Origin of the sequence: Mycolicibacterium boenickei (genome assembly GCF_010731295.1) — a bacterium.
Taxonomy (GTDB): Bacteria; Actinomycetota; Actinomycetes; order Mycobacteriales; family Mycobacteriaceae; genus Mycobacterium; species Mycobacterium boenickei.
Genome location: NZ_AP022579.1, coordinates 1,892,887 through 1,919,428, shown reverse-complemented (window position 1 = coordinate 1,919,428; position 26,542 = coordinate 1,892,887). Strand labels below are relative to the sequence as shown.

Below are 26,542 nucleotides of genomic sequence, written 5' to 3'. Positions count from 1 at the left end.
CCGCAGAAATTGTTCTACAAGCGTCAAACAGTGGCGACCGGTCGCCCCAACGCGTACACGCGCCATCCCGCGTCCCGCCACCGCTGCGCGTCCAGGCAATTGCGGCCGTCCACAACGACTTTGACGCGCACCATGTCCGCCAGCTCGGCCGGGTCCAGGTCGACAAACTCGGCCCACTCGGTGAGCACCAGCACCGCGTCTGCCCGGTCGCAGGCTTCGACGACGGAGGTGGAGTAGTTCAGCGTGGGGAACACCCGCTGCGAGTTGTCCATGGCCTTGGGGTCGTACACGTTGACCGCGGCACCGTTGAGCTGCAGCATGCCGGCGACGTTGAGGGCGGGTGAATCGCGCACGTCGTCGGATTCGGGTTTGAAGGCCGCGCCCAGCACCGCGATGTTGGCGCCCAGCAGCGATCCGCCACAGGCCCGGGTAGTCAGCTCCACCATGGCGGTGCGGCGCCGCATGTTGATGCTGTCGACCTCACGCAGGAAGGTCAGCGCGTGGTTGGCGCCGAGCTCACCGGCCCTGGCCATGAATGCCCGGATGTCCTTGGGCAGGCAACCACCGCCAAAGCCCAGGCCCGCGTTGAGGAATCGCCGGCCGATTCTCGGGTCGTAGCCCAGGGCGTCAGCCAGCAGGGTCACGTCGGCGCCGACGGCTTCACAGACCTCGGAGATCGCGTTGATGAACGAGATCTTGGTGGCCAAGAACGCGTTGGCCGACACCTTGACCAGCTCGGCGGTCTCCAGGTCGGTGACCAGGAACGGCACGCCGTCGGCGATCAGCGGCGCATACAGCTCGCGCACCGCTGACTCACCGCGCTGCGAATCACGCTGCACCCCAACCACAATCCGGTCCGGGTGCAGGGTGTCGTGCACGGCGTAGCCCTCGCGCAGGAACTCCGGGTTCCAGGCCACCTCGACGTCCACGTCGACCGGCGCCAGGGCCCGGGCCCGCTCGGCCAGGTCGGCAGCGGTCCCGACCGGGACGGTGGATTTGCCGACGATCACCGCGGACCGGCGCAGCCGGGGCACCAGGGTGTCGATGACAGCGTGCACGTGGCGCAGATCGGCGCTGTAATCGCCCTTCTTCTGCGGGGTGCCGACGCCGAGGAAGTGCACGTCGGCGAAGTCGGCGGCCTCGTCGTAGTCGGTGGTGAACCGCAGCCGGCCGGCAGACAGGTTGTCGTTCAACACCTTCCGCAGGCCGGGTTCGTAGAACGGGATGTCACCGGCGGCGAGTTTGGCCACCTTGCCCGGGTCGATGTCGACCCCGATCACCTCGTGGCCGAGCTCGGCCATGCCCGCGGCATGTGTCGCGCCCAGATAGCCGGTACCGAATACGGTGCATCGCATACTGCCTGGATAGGCCGCGATAATGAGCTAGCTGCTACGTGACACTGAGCGGCAGGCCAACGTCAGGTAACGGTTGGTCGCGGGGCCTAGTGCCCGCCGAATGACGGGAAGGGCCACAGGCCTCCGCCGTCACCGCCACTGCGCGATCCACCCGACCGCCCAGGGTTCCAATCACCAGAGCCCGAGCCACCCGGGTTCCAGTCACCGGAGCCGGAGCCGCTGGACCGGCCAGGGTTCCAGTCACCCGATCCCCGGCCCGGGTTCCAGCCCGAGCTCGGAGGCTCCCAGTCATCCGACCCTGAACCCGGCCACTTCGGGGCTTGGGGTTCGTGGCGCGACGGCGGATCCCACGGCTGCTGACGCTGCGGCGGGTCCCACGGCGGCCGGAAGATGTTCGGCAGCCGCGGTGCGGGCGGCAGCACGACCAGCGGCGGGATGTACGGCGCAGGCGGGTTGTAGATCGGGGCCGGCGGCGGCGCGACCGGAACCGGCGCCGGGGCCGGGGCCTCGGGCGCAGGTGCCGGAGCGGGCGCCTCAGGCGCGGGCGGCGGGGCCGCTGCGGGCTGCTCGACATAGACCGTGCGCGGCGGCGCCTGCGGTGCGGGCGCTTCCTGGACCACCGGGATCGGGGCCTTGATGGTCTCGGGCGGTGGGGCCGGTGGCGGCGGCACCAGCGCTTCCGGCGGCGGTGCGGGTGCGGGCGCCGGAAGCTTGGCCGGGGCAGTCGGTGCCACCGCGCCCTGCGCCGGGGCGGGACGCTGATCGACCGTCGGCCGGATGCTCACCGCGAGCGAAATAACCAGTGCCACAACACCAACCACGAACACCGACGTCAACGCGGAACCCACCAGGAGGAAGGGTTTGCGTTCCTCGTCCATCGGCATCTCGTCGGCGACGAGGTCCACGCCGTCGATGGCAGCGGCTCCAGCCGGCGCCATCTCGGTGGCCAGACCGGCCAGTGCATAGGCACTGCCCGCGGTCGTCCCGTCGGGATCTTGCGAATAGGCGAGACCGACCGTGGTGGCCTCGAAAGCCGGAGCGTTGGCCGACGCGAGCGCGGCACCGCGGGCCAGCGCCATCTCGGGCTCGTCCGGGGCACTGACGGGAAGCGACACCAGGGGTTCCAGATGCGCCTTGACCGAGGCGACGTCGACGCCGGCACCGAGGACGAACATGCCGTCCGGCGCGGACTCGGCAGCGTCGACCGCGGCAGCCATGTCGGTGAGCACGGCCATGGCATCGGCACTGTGCAACGACCTGCTCAGCACCTTGACCACCGAACCGTCGTCGGTCTTGACCACCGAGAGCGTGGCCGCGTCACGGTCGATGAACAGCAGCGCCGTGGTGTCGTAACCGACGGCGCGCCCGACCGCCTGGGCCAGCGCGGCGGCGGCGTGACTTTCGGAGACCAGCATGACGTCGTCGATGCCGTGCGCGGACAGCGTGTCGCGCAGCGCGGCGGCATCGGAATGGTCGGTCCAGGTGACGCCGATCGACTTCAGATGGTGCCCGCCGGAGGCCGCACTCTCCTGGGTTCCGAGGATGGCAGCGACCACCTGATCGGCCGCCGTGGTGGTTGCCGAATCTTCACCGGCGGTGACGTCGAAGACGTCGTGATCGACGGTAACCCCGTCGGCTTTCTCCCCCTCGACCAGCACCATGCGGACCGTTGTAGGTGCCATCGCCACACCCAATACGATGTCCACCGAGCCCTCCAATGTGTTTGCTGCACTGCACTTGTCGCCATTGCGCACACATTCCGCACGAACCGACAACTAGAACCTTTTTCGGTGTAACCAGCTCGTTCGTTACACCTGCGCTCATTAGCTACAGCGCCCAGATTCTGGTCGGACCGCGACGGCATGCTGCGCGCCGGCGCCGGTTAGTTAGACCCTACTCGGCATTACGACAAAGAGCGCCGCCCGGTTCATCCCGCGCTGTCTTCTTCAGCCGGATCTGGCCGCTGATCTCGGTCTCCGAACTGGCCCAGCTGACCCAGGGTGCCGCCGAACAATCCCGGCCGGCGCTGCGGCAGATGCCCGTGCACGCCCTCGGCGTACGCCGACTCCGCGTGCTGGGTGAAGTCGACGCCGGTGGTCTCGTCCTCGGGGCTGAGCCGGAAGCCCATGAACCGGTCGATCAGCTTGGCGAGTCCGTACGACACGGTGAACGCGTAGGCCGCCACGACGACCGCGCCCAGCAGCTGCTTACCCAGCTGGGTCAGCCCACCGCCATAGAAGAGGCCTTGCGGGCCCGCGGTCATCACCTCGGTGGCCAGGAATCCGATCAGCAGCACGCCGACCACACCGCCGACGAAGTGCACACCGACCACGTCGAGCGAGTCGTCGTAGCCGAACCGGAACTTCAGGCCGATCGCAAAGGAACAGACCACGCCGGCGGCCAGGCCCACCACGACCGCGCCGAGGGTGTTGACCGTGCCGCAGGACGGGGTGATCGCGACCAAGCCGGCCACCACACCGGAGGCGGCGCCGAAGGTGGTCGGCTTGCCGTCGCGGACCTGCTCGACCGTCAGCCAGCCGAGCATGCCCAGGCAGCCGGCGACCAGGGTGTTGAGGAAGATCGCGGCGGCGGTGCCGTTGGCGGCGAGCGCCGAACCCGCGTTGAAGCCGAACCAGCCGAACCAGAGCAGGCCGACACCGAGGAGCACGAAGGGCAGGTTGTGCGGGCGCATCGCGTCCTGCTTGAAGCCGATGCGCGGACCGAGCACCAAGGCCAGCGCCAGGGCCGACGAGCCGGACACGATCTCGACGACGAGGCCGCCGGCGTAGTCGAGCACGCCAAGGCCGGCCAGCCAGCCGCCCGGCCCCCAGACCCAGTGCGCGACGACGGCGTACACCGCGACAGCCCAGAGCGGCACGAACAGCATCCAGGCCGCGAACTTGGCGCGGTCCGCGATGGCCCCGCTGACCAGGGCAGCAGTGATGATCGCAAAGGTCAGCTGGAACGTGGCGAACAGCAGCTCGGGCACCGCGCCGTGGGCGGTGCCGGGCGTGATGCCGAGCATGCCGAAGTGCTGCAGTCCGCCGATCAGGCCGCCGCCGGCGTCATCCGAGAACGCCAGGGTGTAGCCGACCAGCAGCCAGGCCACTGTGACCAGCGGGATCGAGATGAAGCTCATCATGATCATGTTGAGGACGCCGGTGGTGCGGACCATGCCGCCGTAGAAGATGGCGAGGCCGGGGGTCATCAGCAGGACCAGCGCGGTACTGGCGAGCAGCCAGGCTGTGGCGGCCGGATCGATTTCGGACACGTCGAGCTCCTTTGGTCTCGACGAGAATGTCGGGCGCGCGTTTCAGCCAAGCGGCGCGCGTGTTTCAGCCGTGTTTCGTGTTGCGGTGTGGTTACTGAAAGTTCACCGGCGCTCTTGGGCGGACTTGTTCGCCGTTTCCCACACCTGGGCTGCTCAACGGCGATTTTCACAGCCCACAGGTAGAAAGCGGCGCAAGGGTGCGGCCTGCCCGCGCCTCGTGGCGCGCCGACTGGCCACTTATGACACGCGAATCGCTGATCTGCGTGTCATAGGTGGCCACTCGGCAAGCGGGCTACGACTTGATGAAGTTCAAATGCGAGCGGGACGGCGTCGGACCCCGCTGGCCCTGGTATTTCGAGCCGACCTTGTCGCTGCCGTACGGGTGCTCGGCCGGGCTGGTCAGCCGCAGCAGGCAGAGCTGGCCGATCTTCATGCCGGGCCACAACGTGATCGGCAGATTGGCGACGTTGGAGAGCTCCAGCGTGATGTGCCCGGAGAAGCCCGGGTCGATGAACCCCGCCGTCGAATGCGTCAACAATCCGAGCCGGCCCAGCGAGGACTTGCCTTCCAGGCGTCCGGCCAGGTCGTCGGGCAGCGTGCACACCTCGAGCGTCGAGCCGAGCACGAACTCACCAGGGTGCAGGACGAACGGCTCGCCTTCGGCGGGTTCGACGAGGGAGGTCAGCTCGTCCTGCTGTTTGGCCGGGTCGATGTGGGTGTAGCGGGTGTTGTTGAAGACCCGGAACAGGTTGTCCAGGCGGACGTCGACGCTCGACGGCTGCACCAGGGCATCGTCGAACGGCTCGATGGCCAGGCGTTTCGCGGCGATCTCGGCCCGGATGTCTCGATCGGAGAGCAGCACCCGACGAGCGTATCGGTTAGCGACGGACCACCTGCGGCAACGGCGGCGTGGCGGTGTGGGCGCACGGCCCGATCACGGGTTTCTCGGCCGTCGGCACGGCCCATGGCAGCACTCTGCATGCCACGGTGTGGACCGACTGACCGGTGCCGGGCGGCGGGAGCAGCGGCTGGGCGGGTGACACCGGTGCGTTGTGTTCAGCCGACGTCGACGCTTGCGGCGGGGTGGTGCCGTTCCTCCCCTGCACCATGAGCGCCAGGAACACCGATCCCGCCAAGATCAGCACCGCCGTCGCGACGACGGTGGTCAGGGTGCGCATCAGCGGGTCGCGCTTGGGTGTCGGCACGGCATCGTGGCGAATGTCGGCACTGGAAACCAGCGCACCGCGCGCCAGCAGCAGGGCGGCATCGTCGCCGAGCACGACGGGCCGCGGCATCACCGAATTCACCTCCTCGACAAGACTTTCCACGTCCGGAGACGATCCCGCGATGGCGACCGCGTCGACCCGTTCGGGAAAGCTGTCGCAGAGACCGCACAGCGCCAGCACTGCGGTGGCCTCGTCAGCTCCGTCCAGTAGGCGGCTGCGTACTCGGCGCTTCCCGTCTTCACCCTCGGCACCGACCACCGCCAGCAGAGTCTGTTCGGGTTCCACCACGCACAATGCGATCGAGTCGCAGTCGGCGATCTGAACGGTGTATTCGGCGGCGGCTTCGAGCGCGTCGGTCATGGAGACCACTCCCACGTTGGTGACGCCCTGCTCGTCGAGGTCATCCAGGACCAGGCTTGCCTCACCGGCCACCGCGTCGGTCCAGGTCAGTGCGACGCGCGTGACGGTGTAGCCGTTGGCCGGGGCGGTGTCCCGGGCGTCGATCACCGCATTGACGACGCGCTCGCGGAAGCCAGGGTGTTCGCCGCCGATGCGGGTGTCCGCGTCGAGCGAACCGTGGTCGATGACCGCGCCGTCGCCGTGAGTGCCCTCCACCAGGAGAAGCCGAGCGTCGCGCGAGGTCATGGCAATACCGATAACAACATCCATGGGTGCAACCCCTCGATTGATTCGGCCCGGGTTGCGGGCCTGTTCGCTCCATTCAGCGCCGGATGGAGCCCACGAGAACCAACGGTAGAGAGAGCGTCTGAGAATGACGGCCCGTGCTTTTACCCGATTCTCAGGGTGCCGCGTGAACGGCAATCACGTTCTGGGGTCATCTGTTTCGCCGCACCTGCCTAGGCTCCGGGTCCGCACTGGGCAGCCGTCTGTCAGCTGTGTCGGCAACCTTCGCCAGACACCGGCCGCCGCCCTTCTGCTGAGCCGGCGTCAATTTCTTAGACTCACCGTGACGATGTCCGCCCGCCTTACCCACAGACCGGGCCGGGTTGCTATCCTTCGTCAGCACCATGCCGATGTAGTTCAATGGCAGAACATCAGCTTCCCAAGCTGAATACGCGGGTTCGATTCCCGTCATCGGCTCCACACCTGGAGGTCAGCGGCGCCAGTGCGCACCTGGGCCCCGAACGCGGGCGATTGGCATTTGCAGCGCACCCACCAAATCTGACGCGCGATCAACGGAAACGACCCGGACGACACGGGTAGCATTACCACTTGTCGGGGACCATCGGCCGGAGGTACCGATATGTCTTATGCGACCCGCTCACTCGTCGTTACTGCCGCAGCAACACTGACGCTGGGCTTCGGCACCGCCGTCGCCAATGCCGACCCGCCAGGACCCGGCTCCCCTTGCGGCCCAGACAAGGTCATCACGTCCGTCTACACCTGCGAGCCGCTCAACTCATCGTGCACGGGGTATGACGGCATGGTGATTGGTCGGGTGGCCGCTGACGGCCGGTGCGTGATTCCGGGGCTCGACGGCACCCGGTGGTAGGCCGGACCGGCAACGGGAGAGTCGTCACAGACCGTCGGTGATGACGGCTGCTCCAGCACAAAAATCACGAGAGTGGTTGCAGCATGCCTGCACCCAGCTCACGCCGCCACATCCTCCCATTCATTGAGAACCCTCATTGACAATTGCGCTCACCGTGGCCGACAGTGCTAGGCGTCCACGCATGAAAGGCACGCAATTGAGCGCGAACCACCCCGATGACCAGCTCAACGAGCTCGGCTACTACGCCGTGACCCGCCACCCCGCGGATGTCCGAGTGGTTCTGCCCGAGGCTCGTACGGCGGATGAGCTCGGCCTGGGCTCCTGCCACATCGGTGAACGCTTCACGGTGAAGGACCCGGCCGTCCTGTCAGGCGCGGTCGCGGGCACCAGCACCACTCTGGGTATCGCGCCGTCGACCAACTACCACACGCGGCATCCCACGGTCACCGCGACGATCGGCTCGACCATGCACGCCCTCACCGAGGGCCGCTTCGCCATGGCGTTCGGCCGCGGCATGGCGGCGTACTGGCAGGCGATCGGCCTGCCGGTGGTGACCGAAGCCCGGCTGCGGGACTTCTTCGGCGTCCTGCGCAGACTCTGGGCCGGCGAGATGATCCTGGATCACGACGGTCCTGCCGGGAAGTGGCCGTTCCTGCGCCACGCCAGCGGCCTGCCGGACGGACCGCCCATCGGCTTGGTGGCGGTCGGTCCCAAGACGATGGAGCTGGCCGGCGAGATCGCTGATTTCGTTGTGCTCCATACGTTTTTCTCCGACGAGGCGACGACGTCGTCGGTCGAGGCGGTGCGCCGGGGTGCCGAGCGCGCGGGCCGCGACCCCGACAGCGTCCGCATCTGGGCGTGCCTGGCGACGGTCCCCGATGCGTTGTCGGAGGAGGACCAACTGCGTCGTGGCGTCGGACGCCTGGCGACCTACCTGCAGGCGTACGCGGATGTGTTGGTCTCGGCCAACGGCTGGGATCCCGCAGTCTGGGAGCGGATCAAACAGTCAGAACTGTTCGCCGATGCGGCCACTGCCGGACCCATCGACGCGAGTGCCTCCTTCGAGACGCTGCAACGGATCGGCGAGCTGATCCCCGCCGAATGGCTGGACTCGGTGGCCAAGGGGTCTCCCAAGGAGTGCGCGAGCACCATCGCCCGGCAGTTCGATGTGGGCACCCATTCGGTCATCATGCACGGGGCGAGCCCGCATGAACTGGCGCCCGTCGTGCAGGCCTACCGGCAGAACCGGCCGACGCTGCGCCGAGCGGTCGCGGCGAACCCGGGCAGGTTTGCCTGAGCGCCCGCGAATCTCCGCAGGCCGCCCGCGCTCAGGAGCAGTGGCAGGCGGCAGTACCCTCCACGGTCACCTCGGCCGCCGGCACCAAGCTGAACAAGCGCGGTCTTGAGACCCGCGCACGCCTGCTCGACGTCGCCATCCGCTGCCTTGCCGACAGCGGTGGCGAGCCGGTGTCGGCGAATCGCATCGCCAAGGATGCCGGCGTCACCTGGGGCACGGTGCAGCATCAGTTCGGCGACCTGGACGGCCTGTGGGTCGCGGTGATCACCGAGATCCATTCCCGCAGTTGGTCATCCAATGACTCCCTGCCGCGCAGCGGTACCCTGCGGGAGCGGGTGACGGCAGCCATCGACTCGGTGTGGACGTACCTGGACACCACCGAGGGCCGGGCACTGACGGCGCTACGCACGTCACTGCCACCCCGCCGTTCCGATATCGCGGCCGAATATCCGCAGACGGCAGCGGCTTTCGCGGCCCGCGAACTCGATTGGATTCAAGGCTTCGACTACTTGATGGACGGGCTCGATCTCGACCCGGATCAGGTGCACCGGGTGCGGTGCCTGCTTCCCGCCGCGATCCGGGGCCTGAGCAACGAGCGCCAGGTCGGCTTCACCTCGGATCTCGAGATCGCCCGTGCGACGTTGACCGACGCGGTGGTGGCACTGCTGTCCCAGCCACGGCAGTAAGTCGGGCCGGCCGCCCACCGACGCCGCGCCGGTTTCCACGCCCGGGCTGTCGATCGCGCGCCGTCACGGCCCTGCGGTAGAAATCGACGACGACGACGACGCCGCCGACGACGCGGGCGCGGACCCGACGCGCCCAACCCGCCGCCGCACAACCGGATAACAGCACAACCCGATCAGTAGCGCCGACACATGGCCGATGGCAGTGAAGTTGATGTTGCCGACCAACGCGGCACCGAAGTACACAAACGCCACGCCGAGATACAGCCATCGCCATGGCCGCGCGATGTGGTACGCCAGCACAGCACCCACCCCGGCGAGGAAGTAACTCACCCCGACGTCGCGGACATGGACCAGTCGCTCGGGCGCGAGGTGATCGTGGATGGCCAGATACAGCAAGCCCTCGCTGATGTAGGTCGCGAGCACATGTGCAATCAAACCCACTGCAAGCCAACGAATCTGACCGAGCCAGCGTTCGGCCGGCGCAAGAATGAGGCTGAACAACACCAGGTACGGGGTCCAGAACCGGCCATCGATCCAGAACAGGCTGGTGACCAATACGTACAGCGGGTCGGTCCCCAGATGGTGGATGTTGGTCGAGCTCTGAACCAGAAGATCGTGCAGCTCCCGCCCGTGCGTCTGGCGCTGGATGATCGTAGTGACGAGTAGAACTGCCAACCACGCATAAGTCAGCGGGGCGCTGCGGACATATCGCCACACCGCCGCCGGCCATGACTTCAGGCGCACCCTGCCAGTATGTGCTTGGTACCTGAGCGTTCCCCGAGAATGCGCTGACGACAGCGTCGCCCAAAAACTGGCGACCGACAGGTATTCCGAATCACCTTGCGATACCGGCTTTTTGCTCACGGATGTATCCACAATCGACGGGAAACCTCCACTCGCCACGGATATTCGATGCCAAGGCAACGACTCACCGCCACGCAACCCGTTCGCATGGGATACTCACTGGATGGGCAGCGCGCCGCAGAACGGTATGACCCGAACCCCTGTCGACGAACTGTCGGCGTTCGAAGTCGCGACCCGAGATCTGGTGGGCGTTGCGCTGCGAAGCGTGGAACAACTGGAGCTCTCGCTGCCGCAATTCCGGCTTTTGCTCGTGCTACAGGAACGCGGAAAGTCGACCTCGACGGAATGCGCCCAGGCGCTCGGCGTGGTCGGCTCGACGGTGACGCGCCTCGCCGACCGGTTGGATGCCTCCGGCCATCTGGTCCGCGGTTCCGATCCGACCAACCGAAGCATCGTCACCCTGGCGCTGACCGACCGCGGTCGCAAACTGGTCCGGCAGGTGAACACGCGGCGGAGGCGCGAGCTGGCCAAGGTCCTCGACCGTCTCGACCCGGCCGAGCGAGCAGCGTGCGCGTCGACTTTGCGGAATTTCCACGAGCTACTCGCTGACGACGACGCCGACGACCTGAATCGCCCGATTCCGTTGTAGCGATCCCGAGACCTCGCCCAAAATGGGCGATTGACAGATCGGCATTTCCAACCAGAAATGCATTGGGACACAACGTTTGTCGACTGTTACCAATTCTGCGGTGATTTATCCGGACAACGCGGGCAAATCGTGCTTAGTGTTGCCCACATGGAATCGAACAACGATGACATCACCGAGACCGACAAACGCGGCAAGCTGTCGCGGCGTTCGATGCTGGGGGGCATCGCAGCTGCCGGAGTCGGCGCGGCCGCCGTCGGCGCGCTCGCCGGCTGTGACGACACCGACAAAGCCGGCAGCAAGCCGGGCGCCAGCGGGCACGCAGGTCCGCCGGACTATGGCACGGGCATCAATGAAGGGTTCGACGGGAAGATCGAACTCGACGTTCGGGACTCGAAGCCGGACTGGAAACCCTTCGAGCTCAAGCACGCGCCGGAAGGGGCGCCCAACGTCCTGGTGGTGCTGTTCGACGACACGGGCATGGCCTCGTGGTCGCCCTACGGTGGCCGGATCAACATGCCGACGCTGCAGAAGTTGGCCGACAACGGACTCACCTATTCGCAGTGGCACACCACGGCTCTGTGCTCGCCTACCCGGTCCTGCCTGCTGACCGGCCGCAATCACCATGTGAACCGGTTCGCCAGCATCACCGAGGGTTCCGACGGCTTCCCGGGCGCGGCGGCCCGGCTGCCTGCGCAATGCGCGACGGTGGGCCAGGTGCTGCAGGACAACGGCTACAGCACCTTCTGGGTCGGCAAGGACCACAACGTGCCTGAGGAGGACGTCTCCAGCGGCGGCAGCAAATCGGAGTGGCCGCTGCAGAAGGGCTTCGACCGGTTCTACGGCTTCCTGGGCGGCGAAACCAACCAGTGGTATCCCGATCTGTCCGAGGACAATCGGTTCATCGATCAGCCGTATCCACCTGAACAGGGCTATCACCTGTCGAAAGACCTTGCCGATCAAGCGATCCGCATGCTGCGCGACCAGCGTTCCAGTAACCCCTCCAAGCCCTGGTACATGTGGTTCTGCCCGGGGGCGAACCACGCACCGCACCACAGCCCCGAGGAATACTCCGCGAAGTACAAGGGCAAGTTCGACGACGGCTACGAGGCCTACCGCGAGTGGGTGCTCAACCGGATGATCGACAAGGGCATCATGCCCAAGGGCACCGAGCTGACGCCGATCAACCCGCTGCCCGAGGACGTGGCCTCGGAGGCCGACGCGGTGCGGCCCTGGGATTCGCTGAGCCCGGACGAGAAGAAGCTGTTCAGCCGCATGGCGGAGGTGTTCGCCGGTTTCTCGGAGTACACCGATGCGCAGGTGGGGCGCGTCGTCGACTACCTGGAGCAGACCGGGCAGCTGGACAACACCGTCATCTTCTACTGTGCCGACAACGGTGCGTCCGGCGAGGGATCACCGAACGGTTCGGTCAACGAGAACAAATTCTTCAACGGCTACCCCGATGATCTGGCCGAGAACATGAAGATGCTCGACAAGCTCGGCACTCCCGATACCTACAACCACTATCCGACGGGCTGGGCGGTCGCCTTCTCCACACCGTTCCAGATGTTCAAGCGCTATTCGCAGTTCTCCGGCGGCACCTGCGACCCGATGGTGATCCACTGGCCCAAGGGCATCAAGGCCAAGGGTGAGGTGCGCCATCAGTACCACCACGCCACCGACGTCGTCCCGACCATTCTCGACGTCGCGGGCATCGAGATGCCGGAGGAATACCGCGGCATCAAGCAGTACCCGCTCAACGGGGTGTCGATGCGGTACAGCTTCGACGGCGCCGACGCACCCACCACCAAGAAGCGGCAGTACTACGCGATGCTGGGCACCCGCGGGATCTGGCAGGACGGCTGGAAGGCATCAGCGCTGCACGCGCCGATCAGCGGCAAGGGTCATTTCGATCAGGACAAGTGGGAGCTGTTCCACGTCGATGAGGATCGCTCCGAGGCCAAGAACGTCGCCGATCAGAATCCGGAGAAGCTCAAGGAGCTGATCGACGCGTGGAACGAGGAGGCGAAGAACAACTACGTCCTGCCCCTCGACGATCGCGCCGCGGTCGAGATGATCACCATCGAACGGCCGCAGTTCGAACCGCCGCGCAACCGCTACCTCTACTACCCGGACACCGCACCGGTGCCCGAGGGCGTGGCGGCCAACATCCGCGGCCGGTCCTACAAGATCATCGCCGACGTCGACATGACCAAGGACGCCCAGGGCGTGCTGTTCGCGCACGGGTCCCGCTTCGGCGGGCACGCCCTGTTCATCAAGGACAACAAGCTGCACTACGTCTACAACTTCCTGGGCATCAAACCCGAGCAGGTGTTCGTTTCCGGCCCGCTGCCGGAGGGCAAGCATGCGCTCGGCATGGAGTTCATCCGGGAGAAGAAAGGCGAGCACGGTGAATCCCTCGGAACCACAATCCTTTACGTAGACGGCAAGGAGGCAGCCAAGGGACCGATGCGGGCCCAGATCGGCAAGTTCACCCTCGCCGGTGACGGCCTGTGCGTCGGGTTCGACAGCGGTGACAACGTGTCGTCGCTCTATCAGAATCCGGGCCGGTTCACCGGCGGCACCATCAAGGGCGTCGCGGTGGACGTGAGCGAGGAGAAGTACGTCGACCTCGACAAGGAGGCACAGGCGGCGTTCGCGACCGACTGATCTGCAGACGACGACTCTGGCCCAGCACCCTGTGCTGGGCCAGAGTGCTGTCTGGACAGCGCCCGATATGGGCACGACTATCTTGATCGGGGAACCCTGACGATAGGAGCGGGCCGTGGACTCCGACACGATCTGGCGCAACATCGATGAGCAGCGGGGACAGCTCGCCGATCTGCTCGACACTTTGCGGCCCGACCAGTGGTCGACACCATCGTTGTGCAAAGGCTGGACGGTGCGCGAGGTCGCCATTCACATCACGCAGTCCCAGGCGACCATTGGCGAGATGTTGCCGGCGGCCATCAAGTCGGGCTTCCGGTTCGACGCCATGGTCCGACGGGCGGCGCTGGAGAATCCCTCCGAACCGGCCGCCATCACAGCACGGCTGCGTGGCATGGCCGGTTCACGCAAGCGTCCGCCCCTGACCAAGGAAGTCGACCCGCTGCTGGACGTCCTGATCCACACTCAGGACATCTGCATCCCGCTGGGGATCGACCGGCCGATGCCCGTCGACGCAGCCGTTGCTGTCGCAGACCGCTTGTGGCACATGAAGTTTCCGTTCGCCCCGCAGCGCGATCTGCCGGGCTACCGGTTCGTGGCCACCGACGCTGACTTCGCGGTGGGCCCGGAGTGGGGCGGGCTCCGGGAGGCGCCGATTCACGACCTCGTGCTGATGTTCGCGCGACGACGCGACGTGCCCGATCCCGAACCTGAGGCCGAACCCGAGGACGACTAGGTCGTGCCAACCCTTAAGGCACTTAAACCGAGTATTACTGCCAGCATCTGGCTGGAATGCTAGACATAGAGCACATCTAATGAATATGAATGGTGTTGTGGCACATAGGGAGAGCACGGACACAGCCAGGACCAGCCCTATTTCAAGCTGCCCAGTCTCGTCCGCAGCATGTCGGCCAGAAGGTCTGTCTGCCGGTCGTCGAATCCGGTCTGTCCACATCTGTCCGGCCAGTCAGAGGCAGCGTCGACAAGTTCGTCGATCATTCTGGTCGTCGCACGTGCCCTGATACCAACACGCTCGCCGGCATCGACGAAGTTGGCCCGAGAGAGTTGCCGATGGTGTCCGCCCCGATCGCCAGCAGCAGCGTCAAGTGATCGTCAGCGGAAGTTTTGGTCAATGTGGTCACGACGCCCAGTTGCACCCCTTCCGGCAACAGACCCGCGAAGTCGTCGAAGCTGACATCTACCTCGGCGATGTCGTCATTCGACCGCCTCACTGACCTTGAAGTGCAGACCCAAAACCTCGGCGATCTCGAGGACCGAACCGAACTTGATCGAACCGCTTCCCCGCTCCAGCGACTGAATGCTGGAGCGGGACACACCAGCCAACTCAGCGACGGCTTGCTGCGTGAGGCGCAGCGTGACCCGACGCTCAGCGAAGAGCCTCCCTATGCGTGCAATTTCAGGCATAGGCATGTCCGTCGAAGATTTCGTGCGACGTGGGACAGCCATCTCCACCCCTATGCTTGAAAAAAGAGGCATAACCACCATGGCATGCACGGCATCGGGCAGCCAAGAAGTTATGCCTGAAATACAACGCCTAACCGAGGACGACTAGCGCCCGTTCTGCACCTCGTGCAGCCGCCTGTACAGGCCGCCTTGGGCCATCAACGTCTGGTGGTCGCCGCTCTGCGTGATACGCCCGTCTTCGAGCACCAGGATCCGATCGGCCACCGCGGCAATGAAATCCAGGTCGTGGCTGACCACCATGCAGGTGCGGTCCTTGGCGTAGTCCTGGATCACGCCGATCATCCAAGCCCGCTGGTTGGCGTCGAGGTTCTCGGTCGGCTCGTCGAGCAGCAGCACCTCGGGCCGGCGCAGCAGGCAGCGCGCCAGCGCGATCAGCCGTTTCTGCCCACCGGAGGGGACCTGCACGTCCACCACGGTGTCGTAACCGTCGTGCATCTTGGTCGTGATGACGGAATGGATGTGAGCCTCGGCGCAGGCTGCTTCGATGTCGGCGTCGCTGGCCCCGGGCCGGGCCAGCCGGATGTTCTCCCGGATGGTGTCCTTGGTGAAGAACGGGAACTGCGCGAGTTTGGACACCTGTTCGCGCAGGGAGTCGATGGTGACGGCCGAAATATCGTTGCCGTCCAGCAGGATCCGCCCGCGTTGCGGGTCCCGGAACCGCAGTAGCAGGTTGAACACCGTCGACTTGCCCGACCCGATTCCGCCGACCAGCCCCACCGTCTCCCCCTCGGCCACGGTGAACGACAAGCCGTCGAGGACATTCTCACCGGGCACATACCCGAACGTCACGTCCTCGAAAACCAGGTTGCCGTGCACCTCGCCCAGCGCGACGGCGTCGGCGGCCTCCCGCACCGACGGCCGGGTGTCGAGCAGTTCGTAGGTGGACGTCACATTCGGCGCCAGCGACTGGTAGGTGGTGTAGGCACCGAGAACCCGTTGCGCAGCACTGAACATCACCGGAACCACACCCGCGAACACGAGGAGGCCGGCGAACGTCAACCCGAAGTGCCCGCTGAGCCCGACACCGACGAGGAGCACGACCACCGTGCTCAGCGCGACGAAGATCTGCGAGCCGTTGACGGTGGCCTGCATCCAGACCACCGAGGCCGCCGATCCTTTCGCGGCTTCCTCGGATACCGCATGAAATCGCTTGCTGCGGACGGGTTGTGCGTTGAACATCTGGATCTCGGCGATCCCGCTGATCGTCTGCTCGACCTCGGTGGCCATCGCCCGCTCGGAGTTTCGCACCCGTGTCATCACCGCCTGCACGTGACGGCCGGCGAATCTGAGAGTGAGCAGCGCCAGCGGCGTCAGCACCAGTGCCGCCACCGTCATCTGCCACGAGATGGCCAGCAGGTAGCTGATCACCACCACCAGCACCACCACGTCGATCAACGGCGGCAGCAGGCAGTCGGTCAAGAGCCTTTGTACCGCAGTGGATTCCGTCATCACCCGGTGCATCAGCTCGCCGCTGCGCGAGCCCAGGAAGAAATCCAGGGACAGCGACTGCAGGTGGTCGTGGACGCGCTGGCGGATGTCGACCACCAGCACCCGCTCGACCCGAGCGCCGATCCAAGCGTTGACGAAATACATGAGCTGGGTCAGCACCAGCGAGGACGCCCAGACCGTCAACAGCACGGCGAACGGCACCGGCCCGGCCATCGAGTGCAGCAGGCCATCCTGACGGGCGACCAGCGGACCGCTCAAATCCCATACACCGCTTAGGTTTCCGTTGTTTCCGGCCTCGGAGATGACCTGGACCATGGGACCGAAGGCGGCCACCGTGACGTAGGGCAACGCCGAGGCGATCACCCCGATCACCAACAGCAAGACCAGCACGCCGCGGACCGCACGCAGCATGCCGAGGCTGCGCCACACCAGGCTTAGCGACGAGGCCACACTCACTGGCACCCCCTTTTTCCGCGAAGGCTAACCCGCGGGTTCGTCGCTGTCGCGGGGAGCGTCCGGAACGGAAGGCCCGTCGTCTTCGAAAAACCGCCGGATCGCGATGAATCCGCCACGCCGGTATGCCTCGTAAGCCCAGATCGCGGCGATGATCGGCAGCGGACCGAACGCCACCCACCACCGCGCCGACGGCGGAACCAGTTCGGCGATCACCTGGGCGCTGGGCCGATCGTCCACGACGGCGGGTAACCATTCGTGCAACAGGATGGTCAGCATGCGGGTTGCTTCGAACGGCCCCACGACGGTGGCCAGCACCCAACTCAGCGACGCGATGATCAACGCCCACGGCCAGGCCAGCAGCAGCGACTGGTCGTCGACGATGTCGGCGGCTGAGCGGATCGATTCGGCGACGAACGCGAAGCCGAGCGCCACCAGCAGCACCCCGATCTGGGCCGCCAGCAGGTCGTCGAGCACCGAGTTGGCCAACTCATCGCCGCTGCGGGTCGGCAGCCCGAACGCCAGCGACAGCAGGCCGGCCAGCAGGGCCAGCAGCATCAGCGCCGAGGTGGAGTCGTCGATGCGCATGAAGGAGTCGGTGAGGATGCGCATCACCAGCCGCGAGGAGGAGGCAGGCCGGGTCCGGTACAGGATCATCACCACCAGCCCGGAGATGACGATCGAGATCAGCCAGGCCACTACGGCCGCACAGATGATCACCAGCGCCAGCGAGCCGATGACAGGGACCAGCTGTTCGTTCGCGGTCTCCCCGTTGCGGACCACCAGCAGCGGCACCAAGCCGATGGCCACCACACCCAGGGCGCGCACCAGGATCGGCAGGGTGAATCCGGCGATGTCACCGGCGTCGAGGTCAGGATCGGTGCGGCGGATCGCGGCGATCTCGGCGCTCATCACCGACCGAGCCCGGCGGAACGACATTCTGCGCGCCACGACGCGAATCTAAGCGGCGCAGGGCTCCCTGGCCTTGGGACACGCCACGGCTCAGCGCAGGTAGAGCTCGCCGCCGGTCGGGTAGCCGCCACCCTTGGTGGTGAGGTGGACGTGGTCGTAGTGGCCGTAGCCGCCGGCCTTGGCCCCGCCGTCAGGCGTGTAATAGGTGCCCCGCCAGATGGCATCCTGCAGGGCGAAGCGGTCGGCATTCTTCAGGGCGTAGGCGACGATCCGGTTGCCGAGCTCGATGCCGTGGGCACTGCTGGGGTTGGGGATCATCACGTCGAGGGCCAGGCCGTTGGGGTGCCAGCGCAGCGCATCCGGCCGGACTCCGCCGATGTCGCGGATCTCTGGGAAGTCGGCGCTCACCGCGCGGGACGCCAGGATCGTCTTGACCTGCAGGCCCCGTTCGGGGGCGTCGCCGACGGGCAGCAGCTGCGGGATGTTGATGACGCGCCAGCGCGACGCCGTGCCGGGTGCCGCCTGGTTTGCGCTCAAGCCCACGGTCTGCGCGACGGCGGTCGACGCGGATGCCGGGGCGGCCACGATCTCCATGCAGCAGGCCGGCTCGGGGGGTGCAGGAGCCGCGACAGGTTTGGCAGCGTCGGAAAATGGGGATGAAGGAGCACCACTGGCACTGGCGAAGAACGCAGCGACCGGCGCGATGATCGCAGCCGCTACAGCCGGCAGTTTGCGCTGACTGGGGCTGGCTAATGCGTGTCGGCCCACACGGGCACCTTACGGGCACTATCGGGGCGTTGCAGCAACCGCCTCCCTGTTCTGAGAGTTTCCTTAAATGACTGTCAAGCACATTTGCGGCGTGTTTGCGCAGGTCAAATGTCACGAATTGGTCACGGACGCCCGACCTTTCTAAGAGGCGGATCACCGCGGTGATAGGTCTTTCAATTCAAAAACACCCACTCGGTTAGCGCGCCGTCGCTACGCTCCTGTCCAGATTTACGCCGCCGCAAATCGCCCAGGAGGTTGTCTCGTATGGCGATGAAGCTGTGGAACGACGACCGGCCGCTTACCCGACGCCTGGTGTTGGGCGAGCGGGCTGTGTCCACCCGCGGCCTGTCCCTGCGATTCGCCACCGAACAGATCGACAACACAACCGACTGGTGCTGCTTCGATGACACCCGCCACCTGGTCTTCGTGCACCGCGCCGGCCGCCTGCGGTCGATGGAGACCGACCTGGACTGGGGCCCGTCGGGCCGGGCGCTTCCGAGCGTGGGCGACGTTTGGGTGGTGCCGGCCGGCGACAAATGTTCGTCACTGGTCGAAGGGGACACCGCGGGGTACTGCGAGATCGCGATCCCCGATCACCTGCTCGGCGAGACGACGTTGGTTCCCCGCGTCAAGCATCACGACCCGCTGATCCATCAGATGGTCGAGCGCATCCACGCCGTGGCCGATCGCGACGACGCCCTCGCCCGTCTGCTCACGGAGTCGATCGGGGAAACCCTGCGACTGCTGATCACCGACAACTACACCGAAGTCACCCCGAGCCGCACAGAGCACCGGACCGACGGCCTCGATCCCGCCGCGCGATCCAAGCTGATCGCGTTCCTCGAGGACAGCATGGACTCCGAGATCACCCTGGAAGCGCTTGCGCAGCAGGCGAAAATGTCGGTCGGGGGCTTCATCAAGGCGTTCCGGGCGGCGTTTCACACCACGCCGTACCAGTTCCTGTTGGATCGACGGATCGAGCGCGCCAAGACACTGCTGCAGACCACACCGCGAACGGTCACCGAAATCAGTGCGATGGTGGGGTTCTCGACGCCGAATCATTTCGCCACCGCATTTCGACGACGCGTCGGGGTCTCGCCGAGCGCCTATCGCGACCGTTGCTGATCAAGAACCCTGACGGTAACCGCTCGGCGAAATACCCACCCGCCGCCGGAATGCGTTCGCGAAGTGACTTGGTGTCGAAAAGCCCACTGCGGAAGCGATTTCCGAGACAGTTCGCGAGGTTGTCGCCAAGAGCATCTTGGCACGGTCGATCCGCAGGTCGAGCAAGAACTGGTACGGCGTGGTGTGAAACGCCCGGCGGAACGCACCGATGAATCCATGGACGGGCATCCCGGTCAACTCGGCCAGGGCGTCGAGGTGAATATCGGAGTCGAGGCTGTCGTTGAGGTAGTCCACCAGCATCTTGCGCTCAGCGATGCCCAAGGTCCGGTGTTCGCGTTCCCGCGGCGGCGCCTCGGTGTACTTGTCCCTGATCAGCAGGCGCATGGTCTCGGTGACGGAATCGGTGAGCAACCGAGCTACGGCGTCGTCACGATCGGCGACACTGTAGATCTCCTCGACCAGGTAGTGCATCAGGGGATCCCGGTACTTGATCCGCGGGAGCAAAGCGGTGTCACCGATCATCCGGCGCGGGATGGCGATCTCGCAATATCCCGCCACGTCACCCTGAACCAGCGCCGCGCAGGACACCCCGGCCGGTTTCCACCAGACGTCCCCCACCGTCGGCGGCACCTGCCCGGACGGGCCCCAATCAAGTGCGGTCTTCATCGAATGCATTGTGCCGCCGCGGTATACGTAAACCAGATGATCGGTGTCGCTGAAACTGCACCAGTCCGTGGGAGCCGATATCTGTTCCGTCCCGAACGTGAACGACAGCCCGCGCGCCACGACGTCCTTCTGTTCCAGAACGATGCGCGGAGTCAGCGGCCGGTCACCATCCCACGGCTTCATACCCATCCGAACAACCCCTAGGCACAACGAGAACGGACGGCGTCAGGCTACGCCCCTTAAGTCCTGAAACCGACCGTTTAGCTCGACTTGCCGCACGTCGACGGCCATGACCGGAATATTTCGCAAGCCGAAAAGAATGTGAATGCGCGTCCGCGGGTCTCTCCGTATTTTCGGCCAGTCAGCCACAGCTGACGCCCTCATCCGAACCGAAGGAGACCGAGTTGAACCTCGCTCTACGGCAATATGCAACCGCGGGGATAGCCCTCGTCGGCGTCGGCGTCATCGCCGCCACGCCCCTAGCTCCACCAGCCCAGGACGTCCATTTGCCCGCGCTACCCTCGCAGGCCTCGGTCGAGCTGTCGGCCTTCACCAACCCGCTCGATACGTGGACTGCAGTACTGACCAAAGCAGCCACGAACGCCGACGCCCTCGGTCAGACGTTCGCAAACAATCCTTTCCCCATCTTGCGGCAGATCATCGCCAACCAGACCGCTAACGCATCGAAGCCGATCGGCAGTTTCGATCCCGATTGGCAGCAGGTCGGCGCCGTGGTGCAGCAGATCATCGCCAATCGGATGGCGAATGCAACGCAAGTTGGCACCATTTTGCAGTCGTTGGTTACCGCCGCGCAGGGCCTGTTGGATCCGAACAACCCGTACTCTTCGGTGACTCGACTCCAAACGGCCTTCAGCTATCTTGCGGCGGGCGAGGTTGACGATGCGATCACGTATGCATGGTTGGCGCTCATCAACGCACCGGTGAGCCAACTGGGATTCTCCGCACTGACCCTCTGGGATCCACTGGTCGCCAGCCCAGCCAAGGACCTCGGAAAGCTCATCACAGCGCTGGAACTCGGCGACGCCGCCTCCAGCACAGCTACAAACTTTGGCAAATTCGTCACGGCATTGCCGGGCCTCGTTGTCAGTCCGGGCCAAGCGTTCCTCAACGGCATGATGAGCGCCGTCACTATGGTGCTGGCTGACAGCGCTCAAGGAATCGTCGATGCCGTCAAGGCGGGTGACGTCGAAACCGCGGCGAGCATCGCCATCAACTTCCCCGCAGTGATGGCCGGCGCGATGCTGAACGGATACTCATCCTGGGGCGACAGCGGGATGCTAGGCAAGTACGGCCCGATCAACAGCTTCTTGAGAGCCACGGAAACTATCGCACGAGCGATCGGAAAGCCGAAGCCGAAGCCACCAATTGCACTCGCACCCGCAGAAGCGTCGACGGCCCCAGCCTCATCGGCGACAATAACCCTGTCGACCGACCCAGCGCCCACCTCGACTAACCGGGAGCCTGCACCGCCGACTGACGTCGTTGCCACCGCGGCTGTTTCGGCATCAGCTGCACCCGAGACGACGACTGCAGCTCCGACTGCGACCCACACACCCGACCTGTCCAAGGGAGCAGCGGTTCCGCTGGTCCGAGGAAGCTTGGTCTCCGTTCCCGGCCAGACCGGCGTTCTCGGCACAACCCACAATCTTGAGGCCAAAACGGCCTCGGCAGTGGGAGACCGAATCTCAGCCACAGCTAAGAAGATTGGCGACAGCGTGAAGAAGGCATTCGCCAAACCTGCCAAGGCGGAGAAGCCCGATACAGGCAGCACTGCTTCTGACAGTTCGGGCGACGCCAAATAGCGACAACACAATCAGCCCACTCCTCGCCCGGGAGTGGGCCGATTGCGTTGGGCATCAGGCCCGCCGAATCCCCGACCGGAATATTTCGCAAGCCGAAAAGAATGTGAATGCGCGCTTTCGGATCAGTCCGTATTTTCGGCCAGTCAGCCACAGCTGATGCCCTCATCTGAACCGAAGGAGACCGAGTTGAACCTCGCTCTGCGGCCCTATGTAACCGCCGGCGTCGCCCTCGTCGGCGCCGGCGTCATCGCCGTCACCCCCGTTGCGGCTCCGCCGCCGGAGGTCCACCTGCCTGCACTACCCTCGCAAGCCTCGGTCGAACTCTCGGCATTCACCAACCCGCTGGAGACGTGGGCGGCCGTAATTACGACGGCCTTCACAAACGCCGGCGCCCTGGGGCAGGCTGTTGTCGACAACCCGGCCCCGATCCTGCGTCAGGTGATCGCCAATCAGACGGCGAACGCCACCACGCTGGCCGGTATCGGGCAGACTGTAGCCACCAACATCGGCACCCTGCTGGATCCCAGTAACCCGTCCAGCATCCCGGGGTTCCTGCAGAAGGCGCTCAGTCAGGCCGCAGCCGGAGATGTCCGGAGCGCGATCGACAGCATCTATAGCGGCCTGATCGTGTTCCCCGCCTTCTTGATCGGCTTCCCGCTGCTACAGACCTATGGCGTCGTGAACACGACAGCGGAGAATATTCAGAAGTTCGTCGCCGAACTGCCGGGTCTTGTTGCAGGCGCCGGAATGAATTTCGCCTTCGGCACGCTGGGCAGTATCAAAGGGGCTCTTCAGGACAGCGCTCAAGGGATCGTCGATGCGGTCCAAGCCGGTGATATCGAGACCGCAGCAAGTGTTGCGTTAAATGCCCCTGCTGCGTTGATCGGTGCTGCGCTCAACGGGTACGCACCATTCGGGAAGAGTGGGCTGCTGGGCGAGGATGGGCCGATCAGGGCCATAATCAACTGGCAGGAGCACGCTGCGGAAGCCATCGGGAAACCGGCGCCGCCGATCACTTTCCCCGAGTTAGCGCGTATCTCGACAGTGCCGGACGCTGCAGCTGCTTCGACTCTCACACTGTCTATGGATCCGACTCCAGCCGCGCCAGAGCCTAGTGCGAATTCTGTTGACCCAACTGCGGCAGATGGTGTTGCTCCCATACCTGCCAAGCAAGCAAGGAGTTCCCTCGTCCGCCAGAGCTTGGTTGCTGCACCCAGCAAGGTCAGCAGTCTCGGCAGCACGAGTAAGCAGGCAGCTCGGGTGACCTCGGGTGTCCGCGACGGAATCTCGGCTACCGTCAACAAGATTGGCGAGGGCGTCAAGAAGGCACTGGCCAAACCTGAGAAGAAGGCCACCAGCGCACCCAACGACAAGGGCGCCAGTCCCGGAAGTTCGGGCGATTCCAAGTAGCGGCGCCAGCGTGGCCCTTGCCCGCCGAGGTGGGGGCTACGCACCACTCCTCATTGACCGCGACGACATGACCCCACGCATCCGCGATGCAGCTTTTAAATTGAAAAATGCCTCCCCGCTCGCCTCCGCCCGCTACTGTTCGTGCCCAGATTGACGCAGCCGTAGATCGCACCGGAGGTTGTGCGGGTGGCGATGAAGCCCTGGAATGACGACCGGCCCCAGACCCGGCGCATCGTGTTGGGCGAGACCCTCGTGGCCACCGCAGGTCTGTCCGTCAGATTCGCCACCGAGCAGATTCACACCGCAACGGACTGGTGCTGTCGCGACGACACCCGTCACCTGGTCTTCGTCCACCGCGCTGGGTCGCTGCGTTCCATGGAAACCGACTTGGACTGGGGGCCATCGGGCCGGGGCGTTCCTGAGGTGGGCGACATGTGGCTGGTGCCGGCCGGCGACAAGTGTGCGGCGCTTGTCGAAGGCGACACCGCCGAATACTGCGAGATCGCCGTTCCCAGTTACCTGCTCGGCGCAACGACACTGATACCGCGGATCAAGCACCGCAACCCCTTGATCCATCAGATGGTCGAGCGCATCTACGCCTTCGCCGATCGCAACGACGCCCCAGCTCGCCTGCTCACCGACTCGGTCGGCGAAACGCTGAGGCGGGTCCTCACCAAGATGTGCACGGTGGACCCACCACCGGCGGTCGAGCGCCGGCCCGACACTCTCGATGCGACTACCCGCGCGAAGATTATCGAGTTTCTCGAAGACAGCATCGATTCGGACATCACTCTCGCAACGATGGCGCAGCAGGCGAAAATGCCGGTGGGGGTGTTCATTACGGCATTCCGCGCCGCGTTTCACACCACGCCATACCAATACCTGCTGGACCGACGGTTCGAACGTGCCAAGTTCCTGCTGCGGAACACCACGCGCCCGGTCGCTGACATCAGTGCGGCAGTCGGGTTCTCAAGCCCGGGCCACTTCTCCACCGCCTTCCGGCACCGCATCGGGGTGTCACCCCGCGCCTACCGCGGCGGTTCCTGATCCCAGAGCCGACGGACGGGCCGCCACGCAGCCGGCACGTCGTCGCCAACTGCGGTGCGCGATCGCTACGGCGCGGTCATCACCGCGGTGAATGTCATCCTGTCACCCCGATACAGCGAGCGCCGCTGCTCGATCGGAATGCCGTCCTGGTCGTAGGACACCCGGTTGAGCAGAAACATCGGGGTCCGGCTGTCGACGGTGAGCAGTGCCGATTCGCGTGAGTCCGGCAGCGCGGTCTCGATGGTGTCGACGGTTCGCGCGAAATGAATCCCGCGGCTGCGGATCTCGGCGTAGAGCGAATCCCGGTAGTCGAAGGTCTCTCGCAATCCCGGGTAGCGGAAAGCCGGCAGCTTGGTGGTTTCCAGGCCGACGCGGATGCCGTCGGTCGTCAGCACCCGCTCGAGCTGCAGGATGGGCGCGCCGACCTTGATCGCGAGCTGCGCGGCCAGGATGTCGTCGGCGATCAGATCGCTCCAGCCGACCAGGATGCGACCGCCGCTGCGGCCCTGCTCCTTGGCGGCCTCGGTGTAGGACCCCATGGACAGCGGCTGCAGGATCTTGGGCCGGGCCACGATGGTCGTCCGGCCTCGGCGTTCAATACGCCCGGCCAGCAACAACTCTCGCAACGCCTGCCGGACCGTCTCGCGGGCGACATCGAATCGTTCCGCGATTTCCCGCTCGGCCGGGAACGGGTCACCGACCTCCAGGTCGTCGAGCAGTCGCTCCAGCTGCGCGCGGACAACCTGATGCTTGAGAACCCTCGGTTCTGCGCTCGCGGCCACCCGCCCACAGTACCAAGTCTTGGTATAGACCAAGACTTGCCGAGTTGTTAACCTTCTCGCCAACTTCGATGCACCCGCTGGTATAGACCAACCCACAGGGTGTGGGGCAGGGCAGTTGCGCACCCCCGCTCGCGCACTGCCCGTCAAACGTCCCCGCCCGAAAGGTCCTCCGCGCCATGAAGTTCCGCACCCTTTGTCAGCCTGCCCGCATCGCTGCCGTGGCAACCGCCAGCGCGGCCCTCGTATTGTCCGGCTGTTCGAGTTCCGACAACTCCGACGCCAGGACCGCCCAGGGTTTCCCGGAAACCCTCACCCTCGCCGCCATCCCGGCCGAGAACTCCACCGACCTCAAGGCCAGCTACCAGCCGCTGATCAAGCTGCTGGAGAAGGAGACCGGCGCCAAGGTCGAGTTCGTGCAGGCCTCCGATTACGCCGGCGTGGTCGAGGGCATCATCGCCAACAACGTCGACCTCGCTTTCTTCGGCCCGTTCGCCTACGTAGTCGCCGGCGTCAACGGCGCCAAGATCACGCCGGTTGGTGCGGTGATCCAGGAGCAGGGCGCCAAGCCTGGCTATCAGTCTTACGGCCTGGCCCGCGCGGACGAGGCGAACGTCAACGGCCTCAAGGACTTTGCCGGCAAGAAGGTGTGCTTCGTCGATCCGAGCTCGACGTCGGGATTCCTCTACCCGACGGCCGGCCTCATCGAAGCCGGCGTGATCAAATCCGGCGCCGAGGGCGACCTTTCAAAGGCGATGTCCCCGATCTTCGCCGGGGGCCACGACTCCTCCGCGCTGGCAATCGCCAACGGTGACTGCGACGCCGGCTTCGCCTTCGACACCATGGTCGACAAGACCATGATCGCCAAGGGCGATCTCAAACCCGGCCAGCTCAAGACGGTGTGGAAGTCGGAGATGATCGCCGGATCGGTGTTCGCCGCCAACGACGCCCTGGGCCCCGAGGCCATCGGCAAGCTCAAGGCCCTGTTCGCCGACAAGGTCAACGTGCCCAACCTGGAGGCTGAAGGCTTCTGCCAGGGCGACGCCTGCCGGATCACCGACGAGCGGGCCTGGGGCTTCGTCCCGGTCCAGGATTCGGATTACAGCGGCGTGCGCCACGTCTGCGACGTCACCGGCTCCGAGAAGTGCAAGGGCTGAAAA

General features: G+C 65.4%; 23 protein-coding genes, 1 tRNA gene and 1 pseudogene. 12 read left to right on the top strand and 13 right to left on the bottom strand.

Going from position 1 to position 26,542, the window contains the following annotated elements; all coding sequences use genetic code 11:
- Nucleotides 1-23: 23 nt before the first annotated feature.
- From G6N57_RS08940 to G6N57_RS08920, 5 genes are all read right to left on the bottom strand, one after another.
- Nucleotides 24-1,355 (bottom strand): UDP-glucose dehydrogenase family protein, encoded by a 1,332-nt coding sequence (locus tag G6N57_RS08940; protein ID WP_077740134.1) that lies wholly within the window; start codon nt 1,353-1,355, stop codon nt 24-26.
- Between the two features lie 86 nt (nt 1,356-1,441).
- On the bottom strand, nt 1,442-3,061 hold the full coding sequence (locus G6N57_RS08935; protein WP_097925839.1) for a DUF7159 family protein: 1,620 nt from the start codon (nt 3,059-3,061) through the stop codon (nt 1,442-1,444).
- A gap of 221 nt (nt 3,062-3,282) precedes the next feature.
- Nucleotides 3,283-4,626 (bottom strand): ammonium transporter, encoded by a 1,344-nt coding sequence (locus tag G6N57_RS08930; protein ID WP_077740132.1) that lies wholly within the window; start codon nt 4,624-4,626, stop codon nt 3,283-3,285.
- 292 nt (nt 4,627-4,918) lie between these two features.
- Nucleotides 4,919-5,488 (bottom strand): dCTP deaminase, encoded by a 570-nt coding sequence (gene dcd, locus G6N57_RS08925; protein ID WP_036447189.1) that lies wholly within the window; start codon nt 5,486-5,488, stop codon nt 4,919-4,921.
- 16 nt (nt 5,489-5,504) lie between these two features.
- The gene (locus G6N57_RS08920) at nt 5,505-6,497 is read right to left on the bottom strand and encodes a DUF7159 family protein (RefSeq protein WP_077740131.1); all 993 of its coding nucleotides are present in this window, start codon (nt 6,495-6,497) and stop codon (nt 5,505-5,507) included.
- Between the two features lie 385 nt (nt 6,498-6,882).
- Here G6N57_RS08920 and G6N57_RS08915 point away from each other — a divergent pair.
- The 4 genes from G6N57_RS08915 to G6N57_RS08900 all read left to right on the top strand — a co-directional run bounded on the left by G6N57_RS08915 (nt 6,883) and on the right by G6N57_RS08900 (nt 9,348).
- Nucleotides 6,883-6,956 (top strand) — tRNA-Gly (locus tag G6N57_RS08915).
- Between the two features lie 160 nt (nt 6,957-7,116).
- A complete protein-coding gene (locus G6N57_RS08910; RefSeq protein ID WP_077740130.1) occupies nt 7,117-7,365 on the top strand; it encodes a hypothetical protein in 249 nt (82 codons plus the stop codon).
- 181 nt (nt 7,366-7,546) lie between these two features.
- Complete coding sequence (locus G6N57_RS08905; RefSeq protein WP_077740129.1) at nt 7,547-8,662, top strand: TIGR03857 family LLM class F420-dependent oxidoreductase; 1,116 nt, start codon at nt 7,547-7,549, stop codon at nt 8,660-8,662.
- Between the two features lie 170 nt (nt 8,663-8,832).
- A complete protein-coding gene (locus tag G6N57_RS08900; protein WP_234815624.1) occupies nt 8,833-9,348 on the top strand; it encodes a TetR/AcrR family transcriptional regulator in 516 nt (171 codons plus the stop codon).
- A 63-nt stretch (nt 9,349-9,411) separates the two neighbouring features.
- Here G6N57_RS08900 and G6N57_RS08895 read toward each other — a convergent pair whose 3' ends face one another.
- Nucleotides 9,412-10,086 (bottom strand): rhomboid-like protein, encoded by a 675-nt coding sequence (locus G6N57_RS08895; RefSeq protein WP_077741854.1) that lies wholly within the window; start codon nt 10,084-10,086, stop codon nt 9,412-9,414.
- A 253-nt stretch (nt 10,087-10,339) separates the two neighbouring features.
- Between G6N57_RS08895 and G6N57_RS08890 the strand changes: the two genes are divergently transcribed.
- The 3 genes from G6N57_RS08890 (at nt 10,340) to G6N57_RS08880 (ending at nt 14,201) form a co-directional block, all read left to right on the top strand.
- Nucleotides 10,340-10,801: a MarR family winged helix-turn-helix transcriptional regulator gene (locus G6N57_RS08890; protein WP_234815623.1), complete on the top strand. Its 462-nt coding sequence runs from the start codon at nt 10,340-10,342 to the stop codon at nt 10,799-10,801.
- A gap of 147 nt (nt 10,802-10,948) precedes the next feature.
- Nucleotides 10,949-13,468, top strand: coding sequence for an arylsulfatase (locus tag G6N57_RS08885; protein ID WP_077740126.1), 2,520 nt, complete (start codon nt 10,949-10,951; stop codon nt 13,466-13,468).
- A 115-nt stretch (nt 13,469-13,583) separates the two neighbouring features.
- Nucleotides 13,584-14,201 carry a maleylpyruvate isomerase family mycothiol-dependent enzyme gene (locus G6N57_RS08880; protein ID WP_077740125.1) on the top strand — a complete coding sequence of 206 codons (618 nt, stop codon included), beginning with the start codon at nt 13,584-13,586 and terminating at the stop codon, nt 14,199-14,201.
- Nucleotides 14,202-14,529: 328 nt separating this feature from the next.
- Here the strand turns inward: G6N57_RS08880 and G6N57_RS08875 are convergent.
- The 5 genes and pseudogenes from G6N57_RS08875 to G6N57_RS08855 all read right to left on the bottom strand — a co-directional run.
- Nucleotides 14,530-14,697, bottom strand: a pseudogene (locus tag G6N57_RS08875) (HipA N-terminal domain-containing protein); the annotation flags it as partial.
- The gene (locus G6N57_RS08870; RefSeq protein WP_077740123.1) at nt 14,681-14,890 is read right to left on the bottom strand and encodes a type II toxin-antitoxin system RelB family anti-toxin; all 210 of its coding nucleotides are present in this window, start codon (nt 14,888-14,890) and stop codon (nt 14,681-14,683) included. The pseudogene G6N57_RS08875 and the gene G6N57_RS08870, both read right to left, overlap by 17 nt.
- Nucleotides 14,891-15,034: 144 nt before the next feature.
- Nucleotides 15,035-16,855 carry an ABC transporter ATP-binding protein gene (locus G6N57_RS08865; RefSeq protein ID WP_234815622.1) on the bottom strand — a complete coding sequence of 607 codons (1,821 nt, stop codon included), beginning with the start codon at nt 16,853-16,855 and terminating at the stop codon, nt 15,035-15,037.
- Nucleotides 16,856-16,879: 24 nt separating this feature from the next.
- Nucleotides 16,880-17,791 carry a hypothetical protein gene (locus tag G6N57_RS08860; RefSeq protein WP_077740121.1) on the bottom strand — a complete coding sequence of 304 codons (912 nt, stop codon included), beginning with the start codon at nt 17,789-17,791 and terminating at the stop codon, nt 16,880-16,882.
- 63 nt (nt 17,792-17,854) lie between these two features.
- Nucleotides 17,855-18,532 (bottom strand): VldE C-terminal domain-containing protein, encoded by a 678-nt coding sequence (locus G6N57_RS08855; protein ID WP_077740120.1) that lies wholly within the window; start codon nt 18,530-18,532, stop codon nt 17,855-17,857.
- Nucleotides 18,533-18,796: 264 nt separating this feature from the next.
- On the opposite strand from G6N57_RS08855, the gene G6N57_RS08850 reads away from it, so the two are divergent.
- On the top strand, nt 18,797-19,657 hold the full coding sequence (locus G6N57_RS08850) for a helix-turn-helix transcriptional regulator (RefSeq protein ID WP_165777756.1): 861 nt from the start codon (nt 18,797-18,799) through the stop codon (nt 19,655-19,657).
- Here G6N57_RS08850 and G6N57_RS08845 read toward each other — a convergent pair whose 3' ends face one another.
- Nucleotides 19,658-20,512 (bottom strand): helix-turn-helix domain-containing protein, encoded by an 855-nt coding sequence (locus G6N57_RS08845; protein ID WP_077740119.1) that lies wholly within the window; start codon nt 20,510-20,512, stop codon nt 19,658-19,660.
- Nucleotides 20,513-20,727: 215 nt separating this feature from the next.
- Here G6N57_RS08845 and G6N57_RS08840 point away from each other — a divergent pair, with 215 nt between their 5' ends.
- The 3 genes from G6N57_RS08840 to G6N57_RS08830 all read left to right on the top strand — a co-directional run bounded on the left by G6N57_RS08840 (nt 20,728) and on the right by G6N57_RS08830 (nt 24,603).
- Nucleotides 20,728-22,146: a hypothetical protein gene (locus G6N57_RS08840; RefSeq protein WP_133118307.1), complete on the top strand. Its 1,419-nt coding sequence runs from the start codon at nt 20,728-20,730 to the stop codon at nt 22,144-22,146.
- Nucleotides 22,147-22,332: 186 nt separating this feature from the next.
- Nucleotides 22,333-23,556, top strand: coding sequence for a hypothetical protein (locus G6N57_RS08835; RefSeq protein WP_133118306.1), 1,224 nt, complete (start codon nt 22,333-22,335; stop codon nt 23,554-23,556).
- 192 nt (nt 23,557-23,748) lie between these two features.
- Nucleotides 23,749-24,603 (top strand): helix-turn-helix transcriptional regulator, encoded by an 855-nt coding sequence (locus G6N57_RS08830; protein WP_077741852.1) that lies wholly within the window; start codon nt 23,749-23,751, stop codon nt 24,601-24,603.
- A gap of 65 nt (nt 24,604-24,668) precedes the next feature.
- On the opposite strand, the gene G6N57_RS08825 is transcribed toward G6N57_RS08830, so the two are convergent.
- Nucleotides 24,669-25,385 carry a GntR family transcriptional regulator gene (locus G6N57_RS08825; RefSeq protein WP_077740116.1) on the bottom strand — a complete coding sequence of 239 codons (717 nt, stop codon included), beginning with the start codon at nt 25,383-25,385 and terminating at the stop codon, nt 24,669-24,671.
- A gap of 176 nt (nt 25,386-25,561) precedes the next feature.
- Between G6N57_RS08825 and G6N57_RS08820 the strand changes: the two genes are divergently transcribed.
- Nucleotides 25,562-26,539 carry a phosphate/phosphite/phosphonate ABC transporter substrate-binding protein gene (locus G6N57_RS08820; RefSeq protein ID WP_077740115.1) on the top strand — a complete coding sequence of 326 codons (978 nt, stop codon included), beginning with the start codon at nt 25,562-25,564 and terminating at the stop codon, nt 26,537-26,539.
- Nucleotides 26,540-26,542 lie beyond the last annotated feature (3 nt).